This is a genomic window from Variovorax sp. KBW07, assembly GCF_003852515.1.
Taxonomy (GTDB): Bacteria; Pseudomonadota; Gammaproteobacteria; order Burkholderiales; family Burkholderiaceae_C; genus Variovorax.
Genome location: NZ_QAJK01000154.1, coordinates 17,435 through 42,983 on the forward strand (window position 1 = coordinate 17,435; position 25,549 = coordinate 42,983).

Sequence of the window (25,549 nt, forward strand, 5' to 3'; positions counted from 1 at the left end):
TGCCTGAACGTCGCGCGATTTTTCTTCACATGCGCCTCACTGGCTCACGAACTCCGTGTCGTGAATATCGACACGTTCACTGGCACGCTTCGCAGGTCGGATCGTCCACACCGCAGAAGGCGATGTCGGTGGCGGGCATTGCGCTCATCTGTGCCTTCGCGGCAGCAGCGGCGGCTTCGAGTGCGCTCATGCCCGAAGGTGCGTCGTTGCCCGACGACACCGAGTTGAGGCGGCCCGATTGCACCGTCGATTTCTCGGCGTGCGTCGCGCTCTGCGTGCGCAGGTAGTACGTGGTCTTCAGGCCGCGCAGCCATGCGAGCTTGTAGGTGTCGTCGAGCTTCTTGCCCGATGCGCCGGCCATGTAGATGTTCAGCGACTGCGCCTGGTCGATCCACTTCTGGCGACGCGAGGCGGCTTCGACCAGCCACGTGGTTTCCACTTCGAACGCGGTGGCGTAGAGCGCCTTCACGTCTTGCGGCACGCGGTCGATCGGACGCAGCGAACCGTCGAAGTGCTTCAGGTCCATGACCATCACGTCGTCCCACAGGCCCAGGCGCTTCAGGTCGCGCACCAGGTAGTGGTTGATGACGGTGAATTCGCCCGACAGGTTCGACTTGACCGACAGGTTGCCGAAGCAGGGTTCGATGGAAGCGTCGACGCCGATGATGTTCGAGATGGTGGCGGTCGGTGCAATGGCCACGCAGTTCGAATTGCGCATGCCCTGGGCCTTGATCTTCTGGCGCAGCGCTTCCCAGTCGAGCGTGGACGAGCGGTCGACTTCGACGTAGCCGCCGCGTGCCTTCTCAAGCAGGTCGAGCGTGTCGATCGGCAGGATGCCCTTGTCCCACAGCGAGCCCTTGTAGCTCGAGTACTTGCCGCGTTCGCGCGCCAGGTCGGCCGATGCCGAGTAGGCGTGGTAGCAGATGGCTTCCATCGACTCGTCGGCGAACTGCACGGCTTCTTGCGAGGCGTAGGGAATGCGCAGTTCGTACAGCGCGTCCTGGAAGCCCATCAGGCCCAGGCCGACCGGACGGTGGCGCAGGTTCGAGTCGCGCGCCTTCTTCACGGCGTAGTAGTTGATGTCGATCACGTTGTCGAGCATGCGCATCGCGGTCGAGATGGTCTTCTGGAGCTTTTCCTGGTCGACCTTGCCGTCCTTCAGATGCTGCAGCAGGTTCACCGAACCCAGGTTGCACACCGCGGTTTCGGTGTCGCTGGTGTTCAGCGTGATCTCGGTGCACAGGTTCGACGAGTGAACCACGCCGGCGTGCTGCTGCGGCGAGCGCACGTTGCAGGCGTCCTTGAACGTGATCCAGGGGTGGCCGGTCTCGAACAGCATCGTGAGCATCTTGCGCCACAGGTCCGAAGCCTGGATGGTGCGCGCGGGCTTGATCTCGCCGCGGGCCGCCTTCTCTTCGTAGGCGACGTAGGCCTTTTCGAAGTCGGCGCCGAACAGGTCGTGCAGGTCGGGCACGTTGGAGGGCGAGAACAGCGTCCAGGTGCCCTTTTCCATCACGCGGCGCATGAAGAGGTCGGGAATCCAGTTGGCCGTGTTCATGTCGTGCGTGCGGCGGCGGTCGTCGCCGGTGTTCTTGCGCAGCTCCAGGAACTCCTCGATGTCGAGGTGCCAGGTTTCCAGGTACGTGCAGACGGCGCCCTTGCGCTTGCCGCCCTGGTTCACCGCCACGGCGGTGTCGTTCACCACCTTCAGGAACGGCACCACGCCTTGCGATTCGCCGTTGGTGCCCTTGATGTGGCTGCCCAGTGCGCGCACGCGGGTCCAGTCGTTGCCCAGGCCGCCCGCGAACTTCGAGAGCAGCGCGTTTTCCTTGATCGACTCGTAGATGCCGTCCAGGTCGTCGGGCACGGTGGTCAGGTAGCAGCTGGACAGTTGCGAGCGCAGCGTGCCGGCGTTGAACAGCGTGGGCGTGCTCGACATGAAGTCGAACGACGACAGCACTTCGTAGAACTCGATGGCGCGCGCTTCACGGTCGATTTCGTTCAGCGACAGGCCCATGGCCACGCGCATGAAGAAAGCCTGCGGCAGCTCGATGCGCGTCTTGCGCACGTGCAGGAAGTAGCGGTCGTACAGGGTCTGCAGGCCCAGGTAGTCGAACTGGTTGTCGCGCTTGGCCTTCAGGGCGGCGCCCAGGCGGGGCAGGTCGTACTGCAGCAGCTTCTCGTCGAGCAGTTCGTTCTCGACGCCCTTCTTGATGAACTGCGGGAAGTAGTCGGCGTAGGCGGTGGCGCGTTCGGCGGGCATCACTTCGCGGCCGATGATCTCCTTGAAGATCGTGTGCAGCAGCAGGCGCGCGGTGGCGAAGGTGTAGTCGGGGTCTTTCTCGATCAGCGTGCGGGCGGCCAGGATCGAAGCCTTGTAGACCTCGTCGAGCGGCACGCCGTCGTACAGGTTGCGCATCGTCTCGGCGACGATCGGCGCGGCCGTGATGCTGTCGCCCAGGTTTTCGCAGGCGGACTCGATCAGGCCCTTGAGTTCGTTCAGGTCGAGCGCGACGAGCTCGCCGTTGTCCAGCACGTGCAGCGCGGGAGCGGCCGGCGTGTCTTGCTCGACTTGCTTGGAGCGCTCTTGCGTGCGGCGTTCGCGGTACAGCACGTAGGCACGAGCGATTTCGTGGTGGCCGCCGCGCATCAGGCCCAGTTCGACCTGGTCTTGCACGTCTTCGATGTGGAAGGTGCCGCCGCCCGGACGCGAGCGCACCATGGCGCGGATCACGCCTTGCGTGAGCGTGTCGACGGTTTCGCGCACGCTGGCCGAAGCCGCGCCCTGGGTGCCGTGCACGGCCAGGAAGGCTTTCATCATCGCGATGGCGATCTTGTTCGGCTCGAACGGAACGACGGCGCCGTTGCGGCGAATGATCTGGTAGTGAGCGAGGTTCTGGCCGGTGGGCGAGCCAGCAGTGTCTCGCTGCTGCTGCGGTGGCGTCGAGGGAACGGCACGCGGGGTCGATTGGGGGTTCAGGGCTGTTTGCATTCGCTTCCTCTCGGTTGGCAATTCTTGTTGGATGGCGACGCCTCGGCGAGCGTCGCGCCGACATTGAGCGTCGGACGGAAGACACTATATCTAGGGTGTGAGGGGGCTACAACCCACTAGATGTAGCGTTTTCTTCCGGATACAAGCATTGCCGATATTTCTTTCGGCATAGGACACGGCCAGCGATGCCGCATCAATACTGGCCTATGGTGGCGCAACCCGCATGGGGCGTGGCTTGCAGGCCGATTTGGGCCTGCAGGGCGCATGGTTGCTGGATCCGGTGTTTGCAATTGTCTCATTGCTGCGCCGCGATATCGGCGCATCGCGGGGCGCCGCGCGATTGAAAAAATTAGCGCTGCGCTATCTGCGCGGGAAACATTTGTGGATCCCAGCCAAGTTGTTCGCGCAGCAGACGCCAGTCGAAACCGTTGCCGGGGTCTTGCTTGCGGCCCGGCGCGATGTGCTCGTGGCCGGCGATGTACGCAATGGCGTAGTGCTGCGCGACGGCGGCGCAGAGGCTTGCCAGCGTTTCGTATTGCGGCTCGTCGAAAGGCTGGCCTTCGAGGCCCTCGAGCTCGATGCCGATGGAGTCGTCGTTGCAGTTGTCGCGGCCTCGCCACGACGACACGCCGGCATGCCATGCGCGGTCGTCGCAGCTCACGAACTGCCAGAGCTCGCCGTTGCGCCGCACATAGAAATGCGAGGACACCTCCAGGCCGCGGATCGACTGGAAGTAGGGGTGCGCGTCCCAGTCGAGCTGGTTGGTGAACAGGCGCTGCACCGCGTCGCCGCCGTACTCTCCGGGCGGCAGGCTGATGGAGTGCAGCACGACCAGGTCGGTCTGCGCGCCTTCGGGGCGGGGCCCGAAATTCGGCGAGCGCAGCGCTTTCGCAAAGCGATACCAGCCGGCCTGCCAGAGGCCATCGTCGTCGTTGCAGGCTTCAGTCGTCGGCATGGCTGCTGGCGCCATCGTCGCCGTTGGGCGTGGTGATGCCCAGGCGGGCGATGCGGTAGCGGATCTGGCGCAGGCTCATGCCGAGCCGCGCGGCGGCGGCCGTGCGGTTGAAGCCGCTTTCGTGCAGCGCGCGCACGAGGATCTCGCGCTCCTGCTGGTCGAGGTAGGCCTGCAGGTCGGAGGGCAGTGGCGGCGCGGCGGGCTTGAGGGGTTCCGCGAAGCTTGGCGGCGGCATGGGGGCCGTGGCCGGTTCACCTGTGAGCGACAGCAGCGGCGCTGGCGCGGAAGACGCCGCTTCGGCTGCTGCTGCCGCTGCCGTGGCGGCCGCGCCCATCAGGTCGAGATGCAGTTCGTCGCCGTCGTTCAGCGCCACCGCGCGGTGCAGCAGGTTTTCGAGTTCGCGCACGTTGCCATCGAGCGGGTGCAGTGCCAGCCGGCGCAGCAGCTCGGCCGACAGGTGCGGCACCGGCAGCCCGCCGTCTTGCGCGATGCGCGCGAGCAGGGCGGTGCACAGCGCGGGCAGGTCTTCGCGGCGCTCGCGCAGCGCGGGCACCGCGATCTCGATCACGTTGAGCCGGTAGAAAAGGTCTTGCCGGAAGCGCGCGGCCTGCACTTCGGCGTGCAGGTCCTTGTGGGTGGCGCTCACGATGCGAACGTCAACCGCGTCTTCCTGCGTGGAGCCGATGGCGCGCACGCTGCGCTCCTGGATGGCGCGCAGCAGCTTCGACTGCATGGCCAGCGGCAGGTCGCCGATTTCGTCGAGGAACAATGTGCCGCCGCGCGCGGCCTGGAAATAGCCGTCGCGGTCTTGCGCGGAGCCGGTGTACGAACCCTTCTTCGCACCGAAGAATTCGGCTTCGAGCAGGTTCTCGGGAATCGCGCCGCAATTGACCGCCACGAACGGACCGTCGCTGCGTTGGCTGCAGGCATGCACCGCGCGCGCCACCAGTTCCTTGCCGGTGCCCGACTCGCCGCGCACCAGCACCGGCGCCATGCCGCGCGCCACCTTGGCAATGCGCGACTTGACGAGGCGCATGGGGTCCGAGTCGCCGACCAGCCGGTCGAGCGCGGCGGCGCCGCTGCCCGTGGCGACCAGCGTGGCGTCGACGTTCGCCGGTGCCGCCTGCGCTGCGCGGACCGGCGGCTGCGTTGCCTGCCGCGCCTGCACGGCGGAGGCGACGACGGCGCGAAACTGCTTCAGGTCGACCGGCTTGGTGAGGTAGTCGAAGGCGCCCGCCTTCAGCGCTTCGACCGCGTTCTCGGCCGAGCCATAGGCGGTCATGACCACGCAACGCTCGCTGCGCTGGTCTTTCTGTATGCGATGGATGATTTCCATGCCCTGCCCGTCGGGCAGCCGCATGTCGGTGATCACCGCGTCGAAGCGGCCGGCCTCCAGGTGCTGCCAGGCCTCGGACACGCTGCCCGCGGCCTCGACCCGGTAGCCCTCGCGCAGCAGCGTCAATTCATAGAGTGTGCGCAGGTCGGGTTCGTCGTCGATGACCAGGATCTGCGCGGGGCGCTGGGTAGAGGGGGGCGAAGTACTCACGGCGCTATTGTGTCAGCCGGTTTTCGCTGGCGGCGAAGCTGACGAAGAATTCATTGCCCTCGGGGCCGCCCGGCACCAGCGCGCGACGCTCGTAGCCGATGGTGGCGCCGTGGCGCCGGCACAGCTCGCGGCACAGGAACAGGCCGAGCCCGCTGGAGCGGCTCTCGGACGAGAAGAAGGGCTCGAACAGATGCCGCTTCACGGCCGGCTCCAGCGGCGCGCCGTCGCTCCACACCATCAGGCTGGGACGGCCGGAGTTGCCGCGCTGCAGCGTGGTCAGCACCTGGATCGAGCCTTCGCGCTTGCCGGCGTAGCGCGCCGCGTTGTCGAGCAGGTTGACCATCAGGCGGCGCAGGTGCTCGGCGTCGAAGCGCACGTCGCTCTGCGGGGCATCGAGCGTGATGAGCACGCCCTTGCGCTGCGTCTGGCGCACCCACTCGTCGGCCAGCACCTGCACCGCGGGGTCGAGCACCACCTGCTCGCCGAGCGACAGCACGCGCTGCTGCCGCGCCCGCGAAACGTCGAGCACGTCGTCGACGATGCGGGCCAGCCGCTGCGCGTTGTGCTGCACCATGCTCGTGAGCTTGCGGTGCGCGGGGTCGGTCAGGTCTTCGGCGAGCAGCGCGCTGGCCTGGGTGATGGCCGCCAGCGGGTTGCGGATTTCGTGCGCCACCGCGGCCGACATGCGGCCCATGGCGGCCAGCTTTTCGGTGCGGATGCGGGCCTCGAGTTCGCGCAGGTCTTGCAGGAACATCACGCAGAGGCTGTCGACGTGGCGGTCGCTGGTGGGCGTGAGCCGGGTGCGCACGCGCACCTCGCGCGCCGCGCCGCGCGCCTGCGCCACCGGAATTTCTTCCGACTGCGGCGCCCGGCGCGCGAAGGTCTGGCGCGCCAGCGCGGCCAGCGCATGCCATGCCGGCTGCGCGTGCAGCGCGAACGGCAGCGTCAGCTTGGCCAGGCCCTGCCCGAGAATCGCGTCGGCCGCCGGGTTGGCCGCGTGCACCAGCCCATCGGCATCGATCACCAGCACGCCTTCGCTCAGCGTCTCGATCACCAGGTCATTCACCTGCGCCTGCATCTGCGCGCTGCTGCGGTTGCGCTGCGCCACCGCCTCTTCGCGCGTCAGGCGGCGCGCCAGTTCGTGGGCCAGCAGGGCCACCACGAAGAGGCCGGTGCCGGTGAGCGCCGCCTGCACGAAGCGGGCCGACGAGTCGACCGGTTGCTGCAGCCAATGCCAGCCCGCGTCGCCCAGCAACAGCAGCGTGACGGTGGCCGTGGTGCCCAGGCTCACGGTCATGGTGCCGAGCACCGCGCTCATGAGCACCGGCAGCGCGAACAGCGGCGTGTAGTTGACGCTGCCGCCCTGGATCACCTGCAGCGTGGTGAAGGCCGCGAGATCGATGCCGATGGTCGCCAACCAGAGCGGGCTGAAGCCGCGGATCGGCGGCACGAAGCGCGTGTAGCGCATGCCCAGCCAGGTGACCACCAGGTAGCCGGCCGAGATGGCGATGGCCAGCGGCTGCATCGTCTGCCCGAGCGCGAAAGCCACGCACTGCAGCAGCACCAGCACCAGCGCGACGAAGCATCGCGCCACCATGAAGCCGCGCCACAGCCGCAGCAGCGCCGTGCTTTCGCCGCTGCTCAGCTCGAGCGTGTCCCAGTCGGTGACCGGCTCGCCGCGCGACCAGAGTGGGGTGCTCATGCCGCGAGGTGCGGGGTCAGCCCGGTGCCGCGCCGGCCTGCCGGTGCGCGGGGCTGCAGTAGACCGCCCCGCCGGGGCCGGCAATGGCATCGGTGGCGGGCAGGTGCAGGCCGCAATGGGCGCAGCGCACCATGGCCTGCGGCGCGCCGACGGCGGGTGGCGGGCTTGTTGGCGCCCGCTGTGCCTTGGCCGCGTGCTCGCGCTGCGCGTCGCGCATTTCTTCGCGCCGGTTCTTGCGCCAGAGCCAGATGGCGATCCAGAGCACGGCGAGGACGAGGAGGTATTTCATACAGGAGGACGCGCCAGCACCACTTCGAGCACGAAGCGGGAGCCCACATAGGCCAGCAGCAGCAGGGCCGAGCCGGCGTACAGCACGCGGCGGGCGGTGCGGCCGCGCCAGCCGAAGCGCGCCCGGCCGATCAGCAACACGGCAAAAGTGAGCCACGCCAGCACCGAGAAGGTGGTCTTGTGGTCCCACTTCCAGGCGCGGCCGGCGGCGCCGTACAGCTGTTCGCTGAACAGCAGGCCGGCCAGCAGCGTGGCCGAGAGCAGCACGAAGCCGGCCGTCACGAAACGGAAAGTGAGCCTCTCGAGCGTGAGCAGCGGCACGCCGCCTTCGCTCTGCGAGCCGGCCGCCAGGCGGATCTGCTTTTCGGCCCGCGTGATCAGCCAGGCGTGCACCACGGCCGCGCCGAACAGGCCGTACGAGGCAATGCCCAGCGCCAGGTGCAGCGGCAGCCAGGGCGACGCGCTCACGTGCAGCGGCGTGCCGGGAAACAGAATGGCCAGCAGCACCGCGGCTGCGCCCAGCCAGGCCAGCGCGCGCCGAACCTTCAATTGGGGATACATGCGGCTTTCGACCGCATAGACAGTGAGCACCAGCCAGGCGGTGACCGACAGCGCGGGCGCAAAGCCGAAGCGCGGCTCGCTGCCGACCAGCCCGTGGGCCAGCACGGCGGCATGCAAAAGCCATGCAATTCCCAGGGCCCATTGGGTGGTCTGGCGGCTCAGCCGGGCACCCGCGGCAGCGGCAAAACCGTAGGCTGCCGCGGTGGCGATGCCCAGCGCCACGCCGAGTGGAGAGGGGATCGCTAAAATCATCGGTCGGAGTTTAGCGTCTCGCCCTTGCGTTCCCCGCGCCCGACTTCAAGTTCTCCCCTCGTTTCCCCGACTTCTCACCCGACCCGCACCGCAGCGGGCAGCAAGCAAGGCATTCCGCTCATGGCCACCGCTCTCACAGAAAAGTTCTCCCGCCTCGTCAAGACGATGAGCGGCCAGGCGCGCATCACCGAAAGCAATGTGCAGGACATGCTGCGCGAAGTGCGCATGGCGCTGCTGGAAGCCGACGTGGCGCTGCCCGTGGTGCGCGACTTCGTTGCCCGGGTGAAAGAAAAGTCGCTGGGCCAGGAGGTGCTGGGCTCGCTGAAGCCAGGCCAGGCGCTGGTCGGCATCGTGAACCGCGAGCTCGCCGCCACCATGGGCGAAGGCGTGTCGGACATCAACCTCGCGGCGCAACCGCCGGCGGTGATCCTGATGGCTGGCCTGCAAGGCGCTGGCAAGACCACCACCACCGCCAAGCTGGCCAAGCACCTCATCGAAAAGCGCAAGAAGAAGGTGCTCACGGTGTCGGGCGACGTGTATCGCCCCGCCGCCATCGAGCAGCTCAAGACCGTGACGAAGCAGGCCGGCGCCGAATGGTTCCCGAGCACGCCCGACCAGAAGCCGCTGGACATCGCGCGTGCCGCACTCGACCACGCCAAGCGCCACTACTTCGACGTGCTGCTGGTCGACACGGCAGGCCGACTGGCCATCGACGAAGTGCTGATGTCCGAAATCAAGCAGCTGCATGCGGCGCTCGATCCGGTCGAAACCCTGTTCGTGGTCGATGCCATGCAGGGCCAGGACGCCATCAACACCGCCAAGGCCTTCAAGGAAGCGCTGCCGCTGACCGGCATCATCCTGACCAAGACCGACGGCGATTCGCGCGGCGGCGCGGCGCTGTCGGTGCGCCAGGTCACGGGCGTGCCGATCAAGTTCGCCGGCACCAGTGAAAAGATCGACGGCCTGGAGGTGTTCGACGCCGAGCGCCATGCGGGCCGCATCCTCGGCATGGGCGACATCGTCGCGCTGGTCGAGCAGGTCACGGCAGGTGTCGATGTGGCGGCGGCGCAGAAGCTCGCGGCCAAGGTCAAGAGCGGCGCGGGCTTCGACCTCAACGACTTCCTGGGCCAGCTGCAGCAGATGAAGCAGATGGGGGGCCTGTCGAGCCTCATGGACAAGCTGCCCACGCAGATGGCCGCCAAGGCCACCGAGGCCGACATGACCCGTGCCGAGCGCGACATCCGCCGCAAGGAAGGGATCATCCAGAGCATGACGCCGCTGGAGCGCCGCAAGCCCGAACTGCTGAAGGCCACGCGCAAGCGCCGCATCGCGGCCGGCGCCGGCGTGCAGGTTCAGGAAGTGAACCGCCTGCTCAACGAGTTCGAGCAGATGCAGGGAATGATGAAGAAGATGAAGGGCGGCGGCCTCATGAAGATGATGAAGAAGATGGGCGGCATGAAGGGCATGGGCGGCATGGGTGGCCCCGGCGGTCCGAAGCTGCCGTTCTGAGCCGCGCACATAGATAGACGGAATCAGCAGACCGAAGCCCGCCGGAGCATTCCCCGGCGGGCTTCGTCGTTTTCAGCTCTGTACCTCGTAGACCGTCTCGTGCGCCTCCACCGGCGCCGGCAGTTCCCAGCGATGCAGCATCCGCTCGATGCCCGCGTTCGACAGCGTGGTGTCGCGATCGCGGTTGCGGCGCATCAGCTCGGCGTGCGGCACCTCCAGATACACCAGCTCGGTCTGCGCGTGGTACGCCCAGAGCAGGTCCAGCGTCTTGGTGCGCATCTGCTGGCTCAGGTGCGTGGCGTTCCAGACGAAGCGTTCCTGCTTGCGCAGCAGCGCCTTGGCCTGGTCGACCGCGTGGTGCGCGGCGAGTCCATCGTTCTCGCCATGCTTCAGCCCTAGCTCGGCGCGCGCATCGTCGAAGGACACAACCGGCCAGCCCTTGCGGTGCTGCGCCACCCAGTGGTTCTTGCCGCTCGCGGGCAGTCCGCACATCACCGTCACCCGAGAGCCCGCCGTCTGGAACAGCGGGTAATCGGGGCTGGTGTCGGCGCCGCGGAAATAGGCCAGGCGCGTGTGCGCGTCGGCCATCTGCCGCGGACCTTCCCAGCAGCCTTCCTCTTGCGCCAACTGCTCGAAGAGCGCGATGTCGGCCATGCTGTCGGCGCGCTTTTCGCAGTGGCGGCCGAGCATGTCGCTGCGCGCCACGCAACACAGGTCGGGCAGGCTCAGCTCCCACGAGAGCTTGTGCACCAGCCATTCGGGCCGCACGCCCTTGCGCGAGGCGAAGGCATGAAACGGCAGCTGGTGCACCGCGATGATCCGGCAGACGGCCTCGCGCAAGGCGAACGGCACGCGCGCCTTCCACATCAGCACGCGCACGTCGACCGCACCGCGACGCGAATGGCCCGGCTGGCCGATGCGGCCGCTGGCCTCGTCGATCACCGTGGTGTCGGGCTTGGCGATGTCGTGCAGCAGGCAGGCCATGAACAGCACGAAGCGGCCATCAGCATCGGCGCGCTGGTAGTGCGCGTCGGCCAGGAGCGCGTCGAGCACCATGCGCGTGTGGATGCCGACGTTGCCTTCCGCGTGGTAGTACGGGTCTTGCGGTGTTTCTTCCAGGCGCAGCAGCGCTGGCAGCAGTTCGCAGCACTGCGCCCAGTCGAAGTTTTGCGCGGGCGCGGGGACCAGCGCGCGCAGATCGTCGAAAGTCATCGTGGCCTCCTTGTGCTTGTTGTTGTCGTTGTTGTTGTTGTTGCCAGCTCGACCGGGTCGTGCAGCGTGCGCAATCCCAGGTCCTGCCAGTTCACTTGCGGCGTTGGTGCGTAGAGATCCACGCCCGGCGCGAGCTGGTTCGGCAGCACCGGCCGGCGGCTGTGGTGCGAACCCGAGTCGAGGATGGTCTGCACGAAATCAGGCCGCACCCACTTGTAGCGGCCCGTCACCTCGCCGTCCGATTCGGTCTTGAGGTACAAACCCTCCGCCAGGTCGGACAGGTCGGTCTGTTGCCGCACCAGATCGAGCGGCTGGCCTTCGTGCGCCACCGCCTGCTCGAAGGCCGGCTTCCAGCCGGCACTGCGTGCCAGCGAAGGCCGAACCAATGCGCGCAATGCCTTCGCGTTGCGCGGCATCTCGCCGTCGTACAGCACGGGCACCGACAGCACAGGCCCATCGGCAAGCAGCGCATGCCGCGCGGGCGTCGACAGGAAGCACTGCGCCTGCCGGTCGTAGATGTCGAACTCCAGGAAGAAGGCCGGCAGCCGGTCATACCAGCAGCTGTGCTTGGCAAAGCACCACTCGCCGTACATCACGTAGCGGTCTTCGAGCCGCTCCAGCAGCGCCGCTTCGTGCGCCGCGGCCCAGTGCTTGAACAGGTTGAACTGCCGCTCGCCCGCGCCGCCGGCCAGGTAGTGGCCGCGCGATTGCAGCAGCAGTTCGCCCGCCGGCGTGAACGACACGGCTGCGTTGGCGCCATCGAGTTTTTCCTCGATGACCACATGCCGGCCTTGCAGCGCCGACAACGGCGTCTGGCCATCGTCGGTGTCGCCGGTTTGCAGGCGAGAGCCTTCCAGGTGCGCAGTACGCGGGTACTTGAGCAGCGGGATCGACGAGAGAGAAAGAGAAGAGAGAGGGAACACGTTGTTCTCCAGATGCAAATCAGGAAGAACCGACAACGTGCGGGAGCGAAGCTGGAAAGAGAGTCGACTTCAGCGGCCGGAAGGGCCGTGCCGGGTCAGTGTGGGAACGCAGCTTGGCGCCCGACATGACCCGCAATGAAGTGGTGTTGTCGGCGTCAGAGAGTGATGACGGCGAATCGGGGCACTTGGCGCTCCAGATGAAAGAGGTTGAAAAAGAAGGGCGCGATTCTAGGGGCTGGCGGCCATCCGGTTTTGCTAAGCTCGACCGGCTGTTGGCGACTCGCGACACATGCAGCCAGCCAACGAACATCGGCACGGGAGGGACCTGATGCCTTGTGAATGCCCGAAGGTGCGCCGCTTCTCGTGCGGGATGCGTGCGCAGCACAGCCCATACGGAGGAGCTCTTCATGCCAACCATTTGCGCCAAGTGCCAGCTGGTGCGCCCTGAAAACTCGGACGCGCCCATCTGGCAATGCCCCGGCTGCGGCGTGGCCTACAACAAGGCGGCCGATGCGCGCGGCGCCGCATCATCTTCGACAGGGCATCGTTCGCAACAACGCACGCACGCGGTGCCCGACGGCGATGGTCTTCCCTGGGGCAAGTGGCTGATGATTCTCCTGCTGGCCGGCGGCGTCTACCTGGGCCACCAGGTGGTCCAGAAGCGTGGCCCGGCCGGCGTGAGTGTGAGCAGCCTTGCGTCGAAACTGAGCGGCAACAACAGTGCCGAACAGCTCGCCGCACTGGCTGCCAGTTCGAAGCCGGGCGACGTCTTCATGTACACCGCCGACTGGTGCCCCAACTGCCGTGCCGCGAAGGGCTGGATGGCCGAGTACGGCTTCCAGTACGAGCAGTGCGACATCGACAAGGACCACGGCTGCAAGTCGAAGCTCGACAGCCTGGGCGGCGATGGCATTCCCTATTTGATCGTCAAGGGCCATCACATGCGGGAGGGCTTCGACTCGCAGGAGTTCGTTGCCGCGCTGAAGGACAAGTAGAGTTTGCGGCGCACCATGAAAAAAGTCGGCGTGAGCCGGCTTTTTCGTTGGAGCGATGTATGTCAGCGCATCAGGCCGTTGCAAGGGCCGCCGGGCGCGCCAGGCGCAGGGCATGCATCCAGGCGCGGCGCAGCACGGCCGGCGAACGCGATTCCTCGGGAATCAGCAGGAAGCCGCGGTCGCGCAGCGTGGTGCCCAGCGCGATCTGGCTGGTCAGCACGGTCAGCGGAATCGCCAGCAGCAGCGGCAGGCCGACGGGCATGAGCCAGATCAGCGCGCTCGGATCGATCATGGCGACACCGACGGCCAGCATGGCGATCACCAGCGTCATGGGCGCCAGTTGCGTGGCAGCGATCTTCCACGGCACGGCAGCGGCTTCACGCGGGGGCGACTTCCAGTCGAGCTTGATGCCGGTGAGGGCCACGACCACGAACAGCGAGTGGGCCAGCATGCGGACAGGTGCCTGCACGATGGCCAGGCCGCTTTCGAGCACCGAGCTCTTCACCAGGCCCCACACACCGCCGTACTGGCGTTGCTCGCCGCGCATCAGCACGGCGGCGATGCCCAGCACGCGAGGCAGGAACAGCAGGCACAGGGTCCAGACCCACAGGCCGGCCAGTTCGGCGGGCAGCACGTTCCAGCTCGACACGAGGCTGGAGCCGCTGAGCCACAGGGCAGTGCCCAGCGTCAGGAAGGCGAGCCACAGCGGCGCCGAGACGTACGCCATGGTGCCGGTCACGAACATCGCGCGGTGAACGGGGTGGATGCCGGGCTCGGCCATCAGGCGGGCGTTCTGCAGGTTGCCCTGGCACCAGCGGCGGTCGCGTTGCAGCTCGGCCAGCAGGTCCGGCGGTTGCTGCTCGTAGCTGCCGACCAGGTCGGACACCAGCCACACGTTGTAGCCGGCGCGGCGCATCAGTGCTGCTTCGACGAAGTCGTGCGACATGATGCCGCCCGACATGCCGCCGGTGCCCTTGATGGGCGCCAGCGCGCAATGCTTCATGAAGGGCTCGACGCGGATGATGGCGTTGTGGCCCCAGTAGTGCGATTCGCCCAGTTGCCAGAACTGCATGCCCAGCGTGAACAGGCGGCCCGTCACGCGGGAAGCGAATTGTTGTGCGCGGGCATGCAGCGTGACGTGGCCAATGGCCTGCGTCGCGGTCTGGATGATGCCGGCGGTCGGGTTGGCTTCCATCAGCTTGACCATCGAGGTCAGGCAGTCGCCGCTCATCACCGAGTCGGCGTCGAGCACGACCATGTAGCGGTAGTCCTTGCCCCAGCGGCGGCAGAAGTCGGCCACGTTGCCGGCCTTGCGGTGCGTGCGGCGGGTGCGCAGGCGGTAGTACACCTCGACCTGCGGCTGGTTCGGGCTTTCGGCCAGTGCGGCGCGAAGGTCTTCCCAGGCGGCGCGCTCGGCGGCGGCGGTTTCGGGCGTGTAGCTGTCCGACAGCACGAACACGTCGAACTGCTTCGCGTGGCCGGTGGCGGCCACCGATTCGCAGGTGGCGCGCAGGCCGGCGAACACCGTGGCAACGTCTTCGTTGCAGATCGGCATGATGATCGCGGTGCGGGCTTCGGGGTTCATCGGGTGGTTGACCACCTGCTTGGCCGACAGCGCGTGCTTGTCACCGCGCACCGAGACGTAGAAGCCCATGAGGGCGGTCACGAAACCGGTCACGACCCAGCCCGACAGCAGGCCGTAGAGGCCGATCTGGCCGTATTCGAGCCAGACGTTGTCGTAGTCGGGTTGCACGCCGGCGAACAGCACCGAGGCAATCACGGTGCTGAGCACGGTGAGCACCATGAAGGCGAGGCGGCGTTGTGCCGCGGCCCGCTGCCACGGTTGCTTGACCTGCTGGGCCGATTCGGCGCTGGCGTCGTCGGCTGGATTGGCTGCGTTGGCCGAGCGGCCCGCGCCGAGCTTCACCAGGGCGGCGGTGCCCAGGCTGTTCCAGAAACCGCGCCAGGGACGGGGCGTCATCGAGCCGCGGTTGACCGGTGGCGCGGTGACCGCGTTGGGGTGGCGTTCTTCACGCAACGGGCTGCGGTGCGAAAAATCGGCCTCGGCCAGAACATTCAGTTGCGAGAAGTCGTTTGGCTTCATGTGATTTACCAACGTTGCTTGTCGAGGGAGGGGGTGTCGCCAATGGCAGGAAGGCGCTTGAAGACGCAATCCGTGGCGGCGCCGCCAGCGCTTGCAAGCGCGGCCAGCGAATGGCCCGCGGCACGGGGCCGCGAGGGGGAAAACTGCTTTTGACGCAGGCCGTCGCGCTGCTGGCGCAGTGCGAAAGATGGGCTGGTGAGTGCTGTCATGCCAGTACAGGGGCAAACCCTGTGCCAGCATGGAAAAACGCTTTCAGATCAACGACTTGGCGCGATCCGGGAGTCGTTTTGGGGGCCGGGGCCGGTGGAAGGGCCCCAAAACCCCTGTTTTTGTCGCCGAATCCCGACAAGCCTGCGAGACTGGTGGGGAATGGCCTTTTGAATCAACGACTTAGGTGCGTCGCTACTCGGCGACAGGGTCGCTGCCCGGAGCGACAGCGTCGGCCTTGAAGTGCCCCGGCGTGAGCTCGTGCTTCTGCAACAACCGGTAGAACTCCGTGCGGTTGCGGTCGGCCAGGCGGGCCGCGTCGGCCACGTTGCCGTCGGTCAATTTCAGCAGGCCGACCAGGTAATCGCGCTCGAAACGCTGCTTGGCCTCGGCATAGGTCTGCACCTCGACGCTGGGCACGCGCAGCGCGCGCTGCACCAGCGCCAGCGGGATCAGCGGCGAACTCGACAGCGCGCAGACCTGCTCGACCACATTGAACAGCTGGCGCACATTGCCGGGCCAGGCCGCGGTGGTCAGCGCCTTCAGCGCCTCGGGGGCGAAACCCGAGAGCCGCTTGCCGTACTTGGTCGACAGCCGCTGCAGGAAGTGGTTGGCCAGCAGCGGAATGTCTTCGCGCCGCGCTGACAGCGGCGGCAGCGTGAGCGTCACCACGTTCAGGCGGTAATACAGGTCTTCGCGGAACTGGCCGGCTTCCATCGCGGCGTCGAGGTCGCGATGGGTGGCCGAGACGATGCGCACGTCGACCTCGATCGACTGGCTGGCGCCCAGCGGGCGCACCGCGCGCTCCTGCAGCACGCGCAGCAGCTTGACCTGCAGGGCGGGCGGCATGTCCCCGATTTCGTCGAGCAGCAGCGTGCCGCCGTCGGCCTGCTGGAACAGGCCCTTGTGGTTGGCGTGGGCGTCGGTGAAGGCGCCCTTCATGTGGCCGAACAGTTCCGATTCGAGCAGTGCCTCGGGAATGGCGCCGCAATTGACCGCCACGAAGGGCTTGTCGGCACGCGCGCTGGCCTTGTGGATGGCACGGGCCAGCAGTTCCTTGCCGGCGCCCGAGTCGCCGCGCAGCAGCACCGAGGCGTCCGATTTGGCGACCATGCGCGCCTCGGCCAGCAGTTCGGCCATGCGGTTGCTGCGGCTCACGATTTCCGAGCGCCAGCTGTCGTCGCCGGTCTTGCTGGGCGTGGTGGTTGGTGCGCCGAGCGCCAGCGCCTGGGCGATCTTGTCGAGCAGCTCGCGCGCGTCGTAGGGCTTGGTGAGGTAGGTGAACACGCCGCGCGCCGTGGCCTCGACGGCGTCGGGAATGGTGCCGTGGGCCGTGAGCAGGATCACCGGCAGCGAAGGGTGGCGCTTGCGGATTTCGTCGAACAGCTGGAGGCCGTCGCGCCCGGGCAGGCGCACGTCGCTCAGCACCAGTTGCGGGTGCTCGATTTCCAGCTGGGTGAGCGCGGTTTCAGCCGAGGTGACGGCCGTGACCTGGTAGCCCGCCGACACCAGCCGCATCGAGAGCAGCCGAAGCATGTCCGGGTCGTCATCGACCACGAGGAGGCGGGCGCCGGTGGTGGTCATGGGCTTGGTTTTGCTCCGTTGGTTGTCGCCGCGGGGGCTGCCGCGGGCGCCGGCGTGCTGGCGGGCCGCGCGAAGCTGCGCTCGATGGCGCGCAGGGCTTCGATGCGGTCGTTCAGCTGGTCGATGCGGCGCTGGCTGTCGCGCAGCTGCTGCGCCTGCTTGTCGCGGTCGTCTTCCACCCGGCGCTGCTCCACGTAGCGCGCGGCCAGCGCGCGGGCGAACGGATGCAGCGGCTGGGCTTCGGGCGACGGGTTGGCAAGCACGCGCTGCAGCAGGCCCAGCGCACGCGCCAGGTCGGCCGGCACGCGCGTCTGCGAAAGCAGCAGCGCCAGCTGCATCTGCGTGGTGGGCGAATCACCGGGGTCGCCGATGCGCGAGATCTCGGCGCTCAGGTCGGCGCCGTTCAGCGGGCGCACCTTGTCGGCATACGACAGCATGGCCGCCAGCGGCCCCTGGGTCATCAGCGTGAAGAGCGACGCCGGCTGCGTGGCGGGCGCCTTGGGCTCGGCCTCGACCGGCATCACGCGCGGCAGGGTCACGGGCGGGGGCAGCGCGTTGGCTTCGGCGGGCGGCTTCGGCTGCGTGGCGCAGGCGGCCAGCAGCAGGACGAAAGGCACGGTCATCGCCCCGGCGAAGGTGGAACTGCGGACGAACGAAAAAGACATGGGTCGAAGAAAGAGACGCGAGGCGGTGTTTGAAATGGGGCGGGTGCTCAGGCTGTGCGGGGCAATTCGATGCGAAAGCGTGCACCGGGTCCACCAGGCTGCAAGGTGATGCGGCCCCCGTGGGCTGCAATGTACTCCTGCACGATGGAAAGTCCGATGCCGGTGCCTTTCACCGTGTGCTCCGGCTGGCGCTCGCCGCGAAAGAACGGCTCGAAGATCCGGTCGCGGTCGCCTTCGGCAATGCCCGGCCCGGCGTCGTTGACGTCGATGTACACCGCCTCCGGCGTGCCCGACACGGCCAGGGTGATGACCCCGCCCGTGATCGAGAAGCGAATGGCGTTGGACAGCAGGTTGGCAATGGCCGTGCCGAGCTTGGTGCGATCGACCGTGATGGCAATCGGCTCGCCCTCGGCGCGCACGCGCAGCCCGTGCGACTGCCACTGCAGGCGCTGCGCCTCGATCTGTTCCTCGATCAGCGGCAGCAGCTCGGTGCGTTCGCGGCGCAGCTCGCGCGCCTCGAAGGCGGCGGCGTTGAAGCGCAGCAGCGCCTCGATCTGCCCCTGCAGCGACACCGTGTTCTGCTGCAGGATCTGCGCGACTTCGAGCTGGGCCGGGTTCAACGGCCCCGTCACGCCGTCTTCCAGCAGCGAGACGCCTTCGCGCAGCGCGGCCAGCGGCGTCTTGAGTTCGTGCGACACGTGGCGCAGAAAGCGCGCCTTGTCGGCGTCCAGCTCGGTCAGGCGCAGCCGCAGCCATTCGAGCTGCTGCGACACGCGCCGCACGTCGGCCGGGCCGCGGATGTCGATGGGTTCGTCGAGCCGGTTCTGGCCCAGGCCGACGATGGCGTTTTCGAGCCGCTTGAAAGGGCGCGCGAGCCAGATGCCGAAAGCCAGCGCCAGCACCACGGCCAGCACGCTGGCGGCCACCACTTCGCGCATCAGCCGGCGGCGCGCGTTCTCGATGCGCTTGGCCAGCGCGTCGTTCTGCGTTTCGATCAAGAACTGCGCCTGCTGGGCGATGTTGGTGTTCAGCGCATCGAGTTCGCGGAACTGCATCGCCATGGTGCTTTCGCGCGTGAGGGCGCTGTCGGCGCTGCCGCTCATCAGGCCTTCGATCACGCCCAGCTGGGCGCGCCACATCTCGATGCCGGCCGGGGCAAGGCCGTTCTTTTCGAGGCGCTCCAGCACCTGGTGCGCCTCGCGCGCGGCGTCGTCGAAGCGGCGGCGCAGCACCGTGTCGTTCAGCACCAGCGACTGGCGCCCGGCGCGCTCCATGGCCGCGCTGCGCTCGGCCAGCGACTGGGACGCGCCCGACAGCCGCAGCGCACGCGCGGCCGCGTCGCGGCTTTGCGTCATCAGCACGTCGTACTGCAGCACCGAGCGCAGCGCCACGCCGACCAGCAGCGCGGTGATCAGCAGGAACGCGAACAGCAGGAGCTGCTGGAACGAGCCCCGGGTCGATGGCCGCTTGGCCATCAGTGGGCGAGCGCGGCCGAAGCGGCTGCCGCAGCTGCCGCGGACGACGACAGCGACGATTCGCGCGTCAGCACTTCGCCGCGCAGCGTGTACGCCAGCGAGCGCGTGATGCGCAGGTCGGTCATCTGGCCGACCAGGCGGCCGGACAGATGAGCTGGGCCCTCGAAGTTGACGACGCGGTTGCAGGCGGTGCGGCCCATCAGCTCGTTCGCGTCCTTGCGCGAGGCGCCTTCCACCAGCACGCGCTGCGTGGTGCCCACCAGGGCCTGGCCGAAACGCTTGACGTTGCCGTCGATCACGGCCTGCAGCGTGTGCAGCCGCGCCAGCTTCACTTCATGCGGCGTGTCGTCTTGCAGCGCGGCGGCCGGCGTGCCGGGGCGCGGGCTGAAGATGAAGCTGAAGCTGTTGTCGAACTGGCAGTCGTCGATGAGCTTCATCATCTTGGCGAAGTCTTCGTCGGTCTCGCCCGGGAAGCCGACGATGAAGTCGCTGGAGAGGGCCAGTTCGGGGCGAATGGCGCGCAGCTTGCGCACCGTGCTCTTGTATTCCATGGCCGTGTAGCCGCGCTTCATGGCCATCAGGATGCGGTCGCTGCCGTGCTGCACCGGCAGGTGCAGGTGGCTCACCAGTTGCGGCACCTTGGCATAAGCCTCGATCAGCCGTGGCGTGAACTCGTTCGGGTGGCTGGTGGTGTAGCGGATGCGCTCGATGCCGGGGATCTCGGCCACGTATTCGATCAGCAGCGCGAAGTCGGCAATTTCGGCGGTGTCGCCCATCTTGCCGCGGTAGGCGTTCACGTTCTGGCCCAGCAGCGTGATCTCGCGCACGCCCTGGTCGGCCAGGCCGGCAATTTCGACCAGCACGTCGTCCAGCGGGCGGTTCACTTCCTCGCCGCGGGTGTAGGGCACCACGCAGTAGCTGCAGTACTTGGAGCAGCCTTCCATGATCGACACGAAAGCCGTGGAGCCTTCCACGCGCGCGGGCGGCAGGTGGTCGAACTTCTCGATCTCGGGAAAGCTGATGTCGACCTGCGGGCGGTTCAGGCGCGCGCTGTCGTTCAGCATTTCGGGCAGGCGGTGCAGCGTTTGCGGGCCGAACACGATGTCGACGTAGGGCGCGCGCGCAATGATGGCCGCGCCTTCCTGGCTGGCCACGCAGCCGCCAACGCCGATCTTCACGCCCTTGGCCTTCAGGTGCTTCACGCGGCCGAGATCGGAGAACACCTTCTCTTGCGCCTTCTCGCGCACCGAGCAGGTGTTGAACAGAATGAGGTCGGCCTCGTCGACGTTCTGCGTCGGCTCGTAGCCCTGTGCGGCGTGCAGCACGTCGGCCATCTTGTCCGAGTCGTACTCGTTCATCTGGCAGCCGAAGGTCTTGATGAATACTTTTTTCATGGGGAACTCTTTCTTGGCCCTCCGTGGAAGAAGGGCGCAGCGGGCGGGCGCGGAAAAGGCTCCGCGCCGCCTTCTTTTCATTGCGTGTTGACGGTGTCGTTCGAGGTGAACGGCCAGACGTTCAGGAACGGCTTGTTCAGCGACTCGCGGCTGGCCGAGGCTTCGTCCCGCGTGAGGATCCAGACCTCGCGCAGCAGCCCGGCGGCATCGCGCGTGTAGTTGACCAAAAAGCGCTGGCCGATGATGGCGCCAGGCATCACCAGCATGTTCTGCTCGCTGCGGATGCGCGCGCCGGCACCCAGCCGGTCGGCCTTGCCGTCCAGCTCGACGTCGGGCGCGCTGGTCACCATGAACTTGCCGCGCAGGGTGCCGATGGGGAAATTGCGCCCCCCGACCAGCGATTCGTTCTGGGTCTGCGGGCGGGGCACCTCGTCCTGGGCGCTCGCCACGAGCGGGAAAAAGCCGGCGGCGCCGGCAATGGCTGCGCAGAGCGCTATGAAAGTGAGAGTTTTCGTGGATGTCTTGCAGCGGTTCATGGGGTATATCCAGAGGCTGTGGTGCGGGCGATTTTAGCGACGGGGTCGCGTATCTCTTGTGCCGGACACAGGGGTTGCATGCCGCAGCGGGTTCCCTGCTTTACATTTCTTTACGGTGCCTATCGACTCTGCAGGGCGGCCACTGCTCCAATAGCTGGTGTCAGCCCAAAGTGCACAAGAACCCCATGAAAAAAAATGTTGCCGTCGCCCTCGCGGGTGTGTTGATCGTAGCCGTCGCGGGCGGGTGGTGGAGCATGTCCGGCAACAAGCTGGCCGCCAACAAGAAAGACAAGGCTCCCACCGCCGCCGGTGGCGCCCCGGCCAATGGCGGCGCGCCCGCCCTGGTGACGCTGGCCACCGCCGAGAAGCAGGACGTGCCGGTCACGGTGCAGGTCAATGGCAGCGTGGTGTCCCTGAACAGCGTCGACATGCGCCCGCAGGTCACCAACACCGTGAGCGCGGTGCACGTGAAGGAAGGGCAGTTCGTCAAGGCGGGCCAGCTGCTGTTCACGCTGGACGACCGCAACGACCAGGCCAACCTGGCGCGCGCCCGGGCCCAGCAGCAGAAAGACGAGGCCACCATGGCCGACCTGGAGCGCCAGTACAAGCGCAGCCAGGACCTGGTGGCGCAGAACTTCATTGCCAAGAGCGCGGCCGACGCCACGCTGTCGCAACTGCAGGCGCAGCGTGCCGCCGTCGCGGCCGACCGCGCCGCCGTGCAATCGGCGCAGGTGGCGCTGGGCTACGCCACGCTGCGCGCGCCCATTGCCGGGCGCATCGGCGCCGTCAACATCTACCCGGGCACGCTGGTGCAGCCCACGCTGTCGCTGGTCACGGTGACGCAGCTCGACCCGATTGCCGTGAGCTTCCCGGTGCCCGAGGGCAACCTGCAGGACCTGCTGGCCGCCGCGCGCACCCGCTCGAAGGTCGAGGCCATCGTGGCCGGGCGCAAGGAGCCGCTGGGCGGCACGCTCGACTTCGTCGACAACACCGTCGATCCGCAGATCGGCACCGTGCGCGCCAAGGCCGTGTTCAACAACGCCGACCAGAGCCTCTGGCCCGGCCAGTTCGTGGCCACCCGCATCACGGTGCGCACGTTGGCAGGCGCCACCGTGGTGCCGGCGGCGGCGCTGATGATGCTGGCCGACGGCACCTCGCTCTATGTGGTCGACGAGACGCGAACGGCCACCCGCCGCAAGGTGAAGACGCTCCACACCTTCGGCACCAAGGTCGCGGTGAGCGGCATCGAGCCGGGTGAGCAGGTGGTGATCGAGGGCAGCCAGAACGTGCGCCCGGGCGGCAAGGTCCGCGTAGACGCCAAGGCGCCTGCCGCGCCAGCGCCCGCGCCCGGCGCGGCACCGGGCACCGCGCCCAACGGCACCAACGGCACCAACGGCACCAACGGCACCAACGGCACCACGGGCGTCACGCCTGGCAGCGCGGCCTCGTCGGACATCAAGCCCGTGCGGGAACGCGCATGAACATTTCAGAGCTCTGCATCCGCCGTCCGGCAATGACGGTGCTGCTGTCCGCCGCGGTGGTGGTCATCGGCATCTTTGCGTACTTCAGCATCCCGGTCGCGGCGCTGCCCAGCTACAACACGCCGGTCATCAACGTCAACGCGCAGTTGCCCGGCGCCAGCCCGGACACCATGGCCAGTTCGGTCGCGCTGCCGCTCGAAAAGCAGTTCTCGACCATCCCCGGCCTGCAGACCATCAGCTCGGTGAACACGCAGGGCGTGACCTCGCTCACCCTCGAATTCGTCAGCAGCCGCGACATCGACGCCGCCGCCGTCGATGTGCAGGCCGCTTTGCTGCGCGCCCAGCGCCAGTTGCCGCAGGAACTGACGCAACTGCCCTCGTACCGCAAGGTGAACCCGGCCGATGCGCCGGTGCTGTTCATCGCGCTGATCTCGCCGTCGATGAACCCGGCCGAGCTCAACGACTATGCCGAGAACCTGATCTCGCCCACGCTCTCGACCATCGACGGCGTGGCGCAGGTGGGCGTGTATGGCCGCAAGGCTTTTGCGGTGCGCATCAAGGCCAATGCCGACCTGCTGAACGCGCGCAACATCACGCTCGACGAACTGGCCAGGGCGGTCAATTCGGCCAATGCCAACACGCCGGTCGGCGTGCTCGACGGCCCGCGCCAGACGCTCACCATCCAGGCCAACCGGCAGCTCGTCAAGGCCGCCGATTTCGCCAAGCTCATCGTCGGCCAGCGCAACGGCGCGCCGGTGCGCCTGGACGAAGTGGCGACCATCGAAGACAGCTTCGAATCGGTCAAGACCGCCAGCAGCTTCAACGGCCAGGACTCCATATCGCTGGCCGTGCAGCGCCAGCCCAATGCCAACACCGTGCAGGTGGTGGACGCGGTGCGCGCGCTCATCCCGCGCTTCAAGGCCGAGCTGCCGCAGTCGGTCGAGATCCAGATGGTGAACGACCGCTCACTGTCGATCCGCGAGGCGGTGCACGACGTGCAGCTCACGCTGCTGGGCACCATCGCGCTGGTGGTGCTGGTGATCTTTTTGTTCCTGCACCGGCTGGTGGCCACGCTGATTCCGGCGGCGACCATTCCGATTTCGCTGATCGGCGCGGTGGCGCTGCTCTATGCCTTCGGCTACAGCCTGGACAACGTCTCGCTGCTGGGCATCACGCTGGCCGTGGGCCTGGTGGTGGACGACGCCATCGTGGTGCTCGAAAACATCATGCGTTACGTCGAGAAAGGCATGGAGCCCTTTGCCGCGGCGCTGCGCGGGGCGCGCGAGGTGGGCTTCACCATCGTGTCGATCTCGATTTCGCTGGTGGCGGTTTTCATTCCGATCTTCTTCATGCCCGGCGTGATCGGCCTGCTGTTCCACGAGTTCGCGGTGGTGGTGGCGCTGGCGGTGCTGGTGTCGGCCGTGGTGTCGCTCACGCTGGTGCCGATGCTCGCGAGCCGGCTGCTCAAGCACGTGCCGCGCAAAGAAAAAGAGGGGGGGCTGGACCACGAAGAAGAGCACCCCGAGCCCGGCACGGCGATTGGCCGCGCCTTCGAGCGCGGCTACCGCGCGGTGCACGGCGGCTACATGCGTTCGCTCGACTGGACGCTGGGCCATCGCAAGCTGATGCTGCTGATGGCGGCGCTGACCTTCGTCATCACCGGCTGGCTGTTCGCGACCATTCCCAAGGGCTTCTTCCCCGAGGAAGACATCGGCCAGATCCAGATCACGACCGAAGCCGCCGAAGACATTTCATTCACCGCCATGAAGGCGCTGCAAGACCGCGTGGCGGCCGCGCTCAAGGACGACCCGAGCGTCGACTACGTCAGCTCTTTCGTCGGCGTGGGCGGCCCCACCGCCACGCAGAACTCGGGCCGGTTGTTCGCCGTGCTCAAGGCACGCAGCGAGCGCCCGCAGATGTCGAAGGTGCTCGAATCGCTGCGCCAGCGTTTCCGTGAAATCCCGGGCATTGCCGTGTACATGCAGCCGGTGCAGAACCTGCGCCTGGGCGGCCGTCAGAGCAAGGCGCGCTTCCAGTACACGCTGCAGAGCGTGAACGCCGGCGAGATGGTGCCGTGGGCCACGCGGCTCATGGAGCGCATGCGCGCCGACCCGGCTTTCCGCGACGTGACCAGCGATTCGCAGAACCGCGGCCTGCAGGCCACGCTGGAGATCGACCGCGACAAGGCCGGCGTGCTGGGGGTGGCCGTGGGCGACCTGCGCACGGCCCTGTACAACGCGTACGGCGACCGGCAGATCGGCAGCATCTACGCCGCCAGCAACACCTACCAGGTGATCCTGTCGGCCGCCGACAGCGACCGGCAGTTCGAAGACGACGTGTCGCGCCTGTCGGTGCGCAGCACCACCGGGCGCCTCGTGCCGCTGTCGGCCTTCTCGACCATCAGGCGCACCGTGGGCCCCACATCCGTCAACCACCAGGGCCAGCTACAGGCGGTGACGGTGTCGTTCAACCTCGCGCCCGACGTGCCGCTGGGCAACGCGACCGCGAAGATCGACCAGTTCAAGGACGAGCTGAAGATGCCGCCTTCGATCATCACCACCTACGGCGGCGATGCGGCGGTGTTCCAGAGTTCGCAGTCGAGCCAGGCGGTGCTGCTGGTGCTGGCGGTGCTGGTCATCTACGTGCTGCTGGGCGTGCTGTACGAGAGCTACATCCACCCGCTGACCATTCTTGCCGGCCTGCCGTCGGCGGCGGTGGGCGCGCTGATTTCACTGAAGCTCTTCGGCTTCGACCTGACGCTGATCGCGACCATCGGCATCCTGCTGCTGATCGGCATCGTGAAGAAGAACGCCATCATGCTGATCGACTTCGCGCTCGATGCGCAGCGCACCGAAGGCATGAAGCCGGTGGACGCCATCCGCGAGGCTTGCCGGTTGCGTTTCCGCCCGATCCTGATGACGACGCTGGCCGCGCTGATGGGCGCATTGCCGCTGGCGCTGGGGCTCGGTGCCGGTGCCGAACTGCGCCAGCCCTTGGGCGTGGCGGTGGTGGGCGGACTGATCTTCTCGCAGGTGATCACGCTGTACATCACGCCGGCGATCTACCTGGCGCTCGATCGCTACAGCGGCACGGGGCCGATGGTCGAACTGCCGGGCGAGGCGAAGGCCGAAGCCGCGGGCGGCGGGCACGCGGCTTCGCACGCCTGAG

19 protein-coding genes are annotated in these 25,549 nt (G+C 67.4%); 5 read left to right on the forward strand and 14 right to left on the reverse strand.

Going from position 1 to position 25,549, the window contains the following annotated elements; all coding sequences use genetic code 11:
• Window positions 1-76: 76 nt before the first annotated feature.
• From DBV14_RS27655 to DBV14_RS27680, 6 genes are all read right to left on the reverse strand, one after another.
• Window positions 77-2,992: a ribonucleoside-diphosphate reductase subunit alpha gene (locus DBV14_RS27655; protein ID WP_124464199.1), complete on the reverse strand. Its 2,916-nt coding sequence runs from the start codon at window positions 2,990-2,992 to the stop codon at window positions 77-79.
• A gap of 349 nt (window positions 2,993-3,341) precedes the next feature.
• Window positions 3,342-3,947 carry a 1,6-anhydro-N-acetylmuramyl-L-alanine amidase AmpD gene (gene ampD / locus DBV14_RS27660; protein WP_124464201.1) on the reverse strand — a complete coding sequence of 202 codons (606 nt, stop codon included), beginning with the start codon at window positions 3,945-3,947 and terminating at the stop codon, window positions 3,342-3,344.
• Window positions 3,934-5,493: a sigma-54 dependent transcriptional regulator gene (locus DBV14_RS27665; protein ID WP_124464203.1), complete on the reverse strand. Its 1,560-nt coding sequence runs from the start codon at window positions 5,491-5,493 to the stop codon at window positions 3,934-3,936. Before DBV14_RS27665 ends, ampD begins: the two co-directional genes overlap by 14 nt.
• A gap of 4 nt (window positions 5,494-5,497) precedes the next feature.
• Window positions 5,498-7,195, reverse strand: coding sequence for a nitrogen regulation protein NR(II) (locus DBV14_RS27670; RefSeq protein ID WP_124464205.1), 1,698 nt, complete (start codon window positions 7,193-7,195; stop codon window positions 5,498-5,500).
• A gap of 16 nt (window positions 7,196-7,211) precedes the next feature.
• On the reverse strand, window positions 7,212-7,484 hold the full coding sequence (locus DBV14_RS27675) for a PP0621 family protein (RefSeq protein ID WP_124464207.1): 273 nt from the start codon (window positions 7,482-7,484) through the stop codon (window positions 7,212-7,214).
• Window positions 7,481-8,296 carry an inner membrane protein YpjD gene (locus DBV14_RS27680; protein ID WP_124464209.1) on the reverse strand — a complete coding sequence of 272 codons (816 nt, stop codon included), beginning with the start codon at window positions 8,294-8,296 and terminating at the stop codon, window positions 7,481-7,483. Before DBV14_RS27680 ends, DBV14_RS27675 begins: the two co-directional genes overlap by 4 nt.
• Window positions 8,297-8,416: 120 nt before the next feature.
• On the opposite strand from DBV14_RS27680, the gene ffh reads away from it, so the two are divergent.
• Window positions 8,417-9,805 (forward strand): signal recognition particle protein, encoded by a 1,389-nt coding sequence (ffh, locus tag DBV14_RS27685; RefSeq protein WP_124464211.1) that lies wholly within the window; start codon window positions 8,417-8,419, stop codon window positions 9,803-9,805.
• Between the two features lie 72 nt (window positions 9,806-9,877).
• Here the strand turns inward: ffh and DBV14_RS27690 are convergent, their stop codons facing one another.
• Both DBV14_RS27690 and DBV14_RS27695 read right to left on the reverse strand, forming a co-directional pair.
• Window positions 9,878-11,017, reverse strand: a complete 1,140-nt coding sequence (locus DBV14_RS27690) for an AAA family ATPase (RefSeq protein WP_124464213.1) — start codon at window positions 11,015-11,017, stop codon at window positions 9,878-9,880.
• The gene (locus DBV14_RS27695; RefSeq protein ID WP_124464216.1) at window positions 11,014-11,940 is read right to left on the reverse strand and encodes an RNA ligase family protein; all 927 of its coding nucleotides are present in this window, start codon (window positions 11,938-11,940) and stop codon (window positions 11,014-11,016) included. The genes DBV14_RS27690 and DBV14_RS27695 overlap by 4 nt, the downstream gene beginning before the upstream one ends.
• A 125-nt stretch (window positions 11,941-12,065) precedes the next feature.
• Between DBV14_RS27695 and DBV14_RS27700 the strand changes: the two genes are divergently transcribed.
• Together DBV14_RS27700 and DBV14_RS27705 are read left to right on the forward strand one after the other, a co-directional pair.
• The gene (locus DBV14_RS27700) at window positions 12,066-12,269 is read left to right on the forward strand and encodes a hypothetical protein (RefSeq protein WP_124464218.1); all 204 of its coding nucleotides are present in this window, start codon (window positions 12,066-12,068) and stop codon (window positions 12,267-12,269) included.
• Between the two features lie 78 nt (window positions 12,270-12,347).
• A complete protein-coding gene (locus DBV14_RS27705) occupies window positions 12,348-12,935 on the forward strand; it encodes a glutaredoxin family protein (protein ID WP_124464220.1) in 588 nt (195 codons plus the stop codon).
• Between the two features lie 70 nt (window positions 12,936-13,005).
• Here DBV14_RS27705 and mdoH read toward each other — a convergent pair whose 3' ends face one another.
• The 6 genes from mdoH to DBV14_RS27740 all read right to left on the reverse strand — a co-directional run bounded on the left by mdoH (window position 13,006) and on the right by DBV14_RS27740 (window position 20,900).
• Window positions 13,006-15,039, reverse strand: coding sequence for a glucans biosynthesis glucosyltransferase MdoH (mdoH, locus tag DBV14_RS27710; protein WP_124464221.1), 2,034 nt, complete (start codon window positions 15,037-15,039; stop codon window positions 13,006-13,008).
• 402 nt (window positions 15,040-15,441) lie between these two features.
• On the reverse strand, window positions 15,442-16,830 hold the full coding sequence (locus DBV14_RS27720) for a sigma 54-interacting transcriptional regulator (RefSeq protein ID WP_124464223.1): 1,389 nt from the start codon (window positions 16,828-16,830) through the stop codon (window positions 15,442-15,444).
• Window positions 16,827-17,495: a hypothetical protein gene (locus tag DBV14_RS27725; protein ID WP_124464225.1), complete on the reverse strand. Its 669-nt coding sequence runs from the start codon at window positions 17,493-17,495 to the stop codon at window positions 16,827-16,829. Before DBV14_RS27725 ends, DBV14_RS27720 begins: the two co-directional genes overlap by 4 nt.
• Window positions 17,496-17,542: 47 nt before the next feature.
• The gene (locus DBV14_RS27730; protein ID WP_124464227.1) at window positions 17,543-18,970 is read right to left on the reverse strand and encodes a sensor histidine kinase KdpD; all 1,428 of its coding nucleotides are present in this window, start codon (window positions 18,968-18,970) and stop codon (window positions 17,543-17,545) included.
• Window positions 18,970-20,364 carry a tRNA (N6-isopentenyl adenosine(37)-C2)-methylthiotransferase MiaB gene (miaB, locus tag DBV14_RS27735; RefSeq protein ID WP_124464229.1) on the reverse strand — a complete coding sequence of 465 codons (1,395 nt, stop codon included), beginning with the start codon at window positions 20,362-20,364 and terminating at the stop codon, window positions 18,970-18,972. The genes DBV14_RS27730 and miaB overlap by 1 nt, the downstream gene beginning before the upstream one ends.
• Window positions 20,365-20,441: 77 nt before the next feature.
• Window positions 20,442-20,900: a hypothetical protein gene (locus DBV14_RS27740; protein WP_124464231.1), complete on the reverse strand. Its 459-nt coding sequence runs from the start codon at window positions 20,898-20,900 to the stop codon at window positions 20,442-20,444.
• 269 nt (window positions 20,901-21,169) lie between these two features.
• On the opposite strand from DBV14_RS27740, the gene DBV14_RS27745 reads away from it, so the two are divergent.
• Complete coding sequence (locus DBV14_RS27745; protein ID WP_124464264.1) at window positions 21,170-22,381, forward strand: efflux RND transporter periplasmic adaptor subunit; 1,212 nt, start codon at window positions 21,170-21,172, stop codon at window positions 22,379-22,381.
• Complete coding sequence (locus tag DBV14_RS27750; RefSeq protein ID WP_124464233.1) at window positions 22,378-25,548, forward strand: efflux RND transporter permease subunit; 3,171 nt, start codon at window positions 22,378-22,380, stop codon at window positions 25,546-25,548. Before DBV14_RS27745 ends, DBV14_RS27750 begins: the two co-directional genes overlap by 4 nt.
• Window position 25,549: the final 1 nt, after the last annotated feature.

Coding starts and splice junctions, on each gene's coding strand:
- DBV14_RS27655 (WP_124464199.1), bottom strand. CDS start 2,992: ATGCAAACAGCCCTGAACCCCCAATCGACCCCGCGTGCCGTTCCCTCG.
- ampD (WP_124464201.1), bottom strand. CDS start 3,947: ATGCCGACGACTGAAGCCTGCAACGACGACGATGGCCTCTGGCAGGCC.
- DBV14_RS27670 (WP_124464205.1), bottom strand. CDS start 7,195: ATGAGCACCCCACTCTGGTCGCGCGGCGAGCCGGTCACCGACTGGGAC.
- DBV14_RS27675 (WP_124464207.1), bottom strand. CDS start 7,484: ATGAAATACCTCCTCGTCCTCGCCGTGCTCTGGATCGCCATCTGGCTC.
- DBV14_RS27680 (WP_124464209.1), bottom strand. CDS start 8,296: ATGATTTTAGCGATCCCCTCTCCACTCGGCGTGGCGCTGGGCATCGCC.
- ffh (WP_124464211.1), top strand. CDS start 8,417: ATGGCCACCGCTCTCACAGAAAAGTTCTCCCGCCTCGTCAAGACGATG.
- DBV14_RS27690 (WP_124464213.1), bottom strand. CDS start 11,017: ATGACTTTCGACGATCTGCGCGCGCTGGTCCCCGCGCCCGCGCAAAAC.
- DBV14_RS27700 (WP_124464218.1), top strand. CDS start 12,066: ATGACCCGCAATGAAGTGGTGTTGTCGGCGTCAGAGAGTGATGACGGC.
- DBV14_RS27705 (WP_124464220.1), top strand. CDS start 12,348: ATGCCAACCATTTGCGCCAAGTGCCAGCTGGTGCGCCCTGAAAACTCG.
- mdoH (WP_124464221.1), bottom strand. CDS start 15,039: ATGAAGCCAAACGACTTCTCGCAACTGAATGTTCTGGCCGAGGCCGAT.
- DBV14_RS27720 (WP_124464223.1), bottom strand. CDS start 16,830: ATGACCACCACCGGCGCCCGCCTCCTCGTGGTCGATGACGACCCGGAC.
- DBV14_RS27725 (WP_124464225.1), bottom strand. CDS start 17,495: ATGTCTTTTTCGTTCGTCCGCAGTTCCACCTTCGCCGGGGCGATGACC.
- DBV14_RS27730 (WP_124464227.1), bottom strand. CDS start 18,970: ATGGCCAAGCGGCCATCGACCCGGGGCTCGTTCCAGCAGCTCCTGCTG.
- miaB (WP_124464229.1), bottom strand. CDS start 20,364: ATGAAAAAAGTATTCATCAAGACCTTCGGCTGCCAGATGAACGAGTAC.
- DBV14_RS27740 (WP_124464231.1), bottom strand. CDS start 20,900: ATGAACCGCTGCAAGACATCCACGAAAACTCTCACTTTCATAGCGCTC.
- DBV14_RS27750 (WP_124464233.1), top strand. CDS start 22,378: ATGAACATTTCAGAGCTCTGCATCCGCCGTCCGGCAATGACGGTGCTG.